This is a genomic window from Salinivibrio sp. IB872, from assembly GCF_001995345.1.
Lineage (GTDB): Bacteria > Pseudomonadota > Gammaproteobacteria > Enterobacterales > Vibrionaceae > Salinivibrio > Salinivibrio proteolyticus.
In genome coordinates this window covers 1-2,882 of sequence record NZ_MUFO01000089.1, presented here as the reverse complement: position 1 = coordinate 2,882, position 2,882 = coordinate 1, and the positions used below count along the sequence as shown (strand labels likewise).

At 48.7% G+C, this 2,882-nt stretch carries 3 protein-coding genes and 1 pseudogene; 3 read left to right on the top strand and 1 reads right to left on the bottom strand.

Annotation, left to right across the window (positions count from 1 at the left end; all coding sequences use genetic code 11):
• Window positions 1–35 precede the first annotated feature (35 nt).
• The 3 genes from BZJ18_RS16840 to BZJ18_RS16830 all read left to right on the top strand — a co-directional run bounded on the left by BZJ18_RS16840 (window position 36) and on the right by BZJ18_RS16830 (window position 2,572).
• Window positions 36–314, top strand: coding sequence for a helix-turn-helix domain-containing protein (locus BZJ18_RS16840; protein ID WP_241825006.1), 279 nt, complete (start codon window positions 36–38; stop codon window positions 312–314).
• A gap of 12 nt (window positions 315–326) precedes the next feature.
• On the top strand, window positions 327–1,574 hold the full coding sequence (locus BZJ18_RS16835) for a type II toxin-antitoxin system HipA family toxin (RefSeq protein WP_077458496.1): 1,248 nt from the start codon (window positions 327–329) through the stop codon (window positions 1,572–1,574).
• A 98-nt stretch (window positions 1,575–1,672) separates the two neighbouring features.
• Window positions 1,673–2,572 (top strand): LysR family transcriptional regulator, encoded by a 900-nt coding sequence (locus BZJ18_RS16830; RefSeq protein WP_077458494.1) that lies wholly within the window; start codon window positions 1,673–1,675, stop codon window positions 2,570–2,572.
• 144 nt (window positions 2,573–2,716) lie between these two features.
• Here BZJ18_RS16830 and BZJ18_RS17180 read toward each other — a convergent pair.
• Window positions 2,717–2,882, bottom strand: a pseudogene (locus tag BZJ18_RS17180) (IS256 family transposase); the annotation flags it as partial.

The following is a 2,882-nucleotide window of genomic DNA, read 5'->3' as shown; positions in this document are numbered from 1 at the left end:
ATGATAAGGAAGCGCCGCCCAAGCGTGGTGCCACTGTGTTCCCGCGGCAGATGAAAATATTGCATCAATTGGGTGAAAACATCTTATTGGCGATGAAACGTCGAGGGATCAGTCAAGATAGAATGTATCAGCGCACAGGGATTTCGAAACCAACGCTACGAAAAATCACAAAAGGCGATCCGACAGTGTCGTTAGGCCATTATGTTAATGTACTCGCCGTACTCGGTTTGTTAGACGATCTCGGTAAAGTCGCGCTCGATGATGAACTTGGTAGGAAGCTGCAAGATATCGAGTTGTTGAAAACGAGACGATAGGGCATCAAACGAATGGAAATCTTTGTCTACGCTGATTGGATTGAAACGGAGCCGCCCTTGTTTATTGGGACATTGAGAGCATCGCGAATCCGTGGTAAGGAGCATTTCAGCTTTTACTATGATAAGGGCTGGCTTAAATCTAAGTATGCTTCTCAAATCGACCCTTGCCTTCATTTATATAGTGGCGAGCAGCACGCTGAAGATGACAAAAACTTCAAGATATTCTTGGATTCTTGCCCTGATCGATGGGGGCGCTTGCTGATGCAACGTCGAGAGGCTGTTATAGCCCGCATTGAGGGACGTAGAGCGAACACTTTATACGAAACCGATTATCTCCTCGGTGTTCATGACTCTTTTAGAATGGGCGCTTTAAGGTTTTGCACCGAGCATGGTGGCAATTTTCTTGACGACAATGACGATCTGGCGGCTCCTGCTATGACTTCACTCGCGGAGCTAGAACATGCAGCGCAAGGCATCGAGGACAAACCCGACTTTGATAATCCTGACTACCTTAAATGGTTGAATATGCTTATTTCGCCAGGGTCATCGTTGGGCGGAGCTAGGCCGAAAGCTTCTGTAAGAGATGTCGATGGTACTTTATGGTTGGCAAAATTTCCAAGTCGATATGACGATTATGATATTGGCCTGTGGGAATACTTGGTGTACCAAATGGCCTTGGACTCAGGGATCAATATGGCTGAATGTAAGGTGCAGGCCATTGGCTCAGACCACCATATTTTCTTGACTAAACGATTTGATCGTACCGATGACGGTAGGAGACTGCAATTTACGTCAGCAATGACACAGCTTGAATATTTCGATGGCAATGATGATGGAGCGAGCTACTTAGAGTTAGCGGAATTTCTTATCCAGAACGGTTCTAATACGCGGGCGGATTTGGCACAGCTTTGGAGGCGTATACTGTTTAATATCATGGTTGCCAATAGTGACGATCACCTACGTAATCATGGCTTTATTTTTGACACGACAGGTTGGCGACTGTCACCCGCCTACGACATCAATTCAACACAACATGCCCACGGTCTGCACTTAAATATTGACGACAAAGATAATGCTTTAGATATTGACCTAGCGTTTGAGGTGGCGGAGTACTTTCAACTTGATGTGAAAACAGCTGACAAAATTTATCGTCAAGTCGCCCAGGCCGTGTCTAAATGGGAGCGCTTGGCAAAAGAAGCAGGTATCAAACGCGGTGAGCGAGACTTGATGAGAGACTGCTTCATGTTACCGAAAGCGTAACCTAGTGACGCATGGTAAGAAGTGCCAGTTCCTCTGCTTTTTTCGCCATCAACTATGCCAAAATGGCATGATTGACGATTAGCTTTTAAGGGCCGTTTATGGATATTCGTGCGTTGCGCTATTTTATTGCCTTAGTGGAACAGCAGAGCTTTACTGCCGCATCGGCGTCGTTGCATGTGACGCAACCGACAATCAGTAAAATGGTGCGTAACCTTGAGCAAGATGTGGGTCAGCCGTTGTTGCACCGAGAGGGAAGGCGGTTTTGGTTAACCGATGCTGGAGAGGTGGTGTATCAGCGTGCGCAGAGCATTATTGCTGAGTTCGAGCAGCTAAATACCGAGCTGGACGATCTTAACCAATTGGCGCGCGGCCAGCTTAGATTGGGGATGCCACCGATGATAGGGCCGCTGTACGCCAACGTGTTGCGTGAATACCGCCAGCGATATCCGAACGTGGCGCTCAGTATTGTCGAATACGGCGGGCGGCGCACCGAACAAGCGCTGATCAATGGCGAGATTGATGTGGCAATCACCATGCTCACCGACACCCAGCCCGAGTGCTTGCAAAGCTTACCCTTACAAACTCACCCCATTTATGCAGTGCTGCCCAACCAAGCCGTGTGGCGTGCGCAAAAAAGCCTGACATGGCAGGCCGTCAAAGACGAGCCGTTTTATCTATATAGCGCTGAATTCACTCTAAGCGATCGGATTATTGCCCGTTGTGAAGAGCATGGTTATCAGCCCACCATTGCCGCGCGTAGCAGTCAGTGGGATTTTTTAGCCGCCTTGGTGAAAAGTGGTGCTGGGGTAGCGTTTTTACCCGCGCCTTTATGCCAGCGCCTCAGCGCCAGCTTGGAAGACAGTGAGTTATTGCTAGTGAAACCGATAAGCCCGGCGATTGAATGGCAACTCGGGTTAGTCTGGCACGGCGAGCGTTATGTCTCACGCACCGCCGAGGCTTGGATGCAGTTGTGCCAGTCGACAGAGGTGCATCGATAGACTCAGTGCTTTGATCCACAAAGCCTTTTAGTACGCAATATGGTGGGGATCTTAAATTCGATGCTCAGAGACAGCGTGATATGGGATGAAAAATTCGCCAAAATTTAGTGATGAGGGTGTTCATAGTTCTGTGTCACCCGGCGTTTAAAGATCTACGTAGTCGTCGAGCCGTCCTTCGAAGTGGATGCTCAATTGGGACAATGTCAGGTTCCAATTCTGCACCGGATGCGTCCACTTCTCTGACGCCTTCAACATACCTGCATACAGCAACTTGAGCAATGCGTTCTCGTTGGCAAAGCCACCCTTGGTC

Coding starts and splice junctions, on each gene's coding strand:
- BZJ18_RS16835 (WP_077458496.1), top strand. CDS start 327: ATGGAAATCTTTGTCTACGCTGATTGGATTGAAACGGAGCCGCCCTTG.
- BZJ18_RS16830 (WP_077458494.1), top strand. CDS start 1,673: ATGGATATTCGTGCGTTGCGCTATTTTATTGCCTTAGTGGAACAGCAG.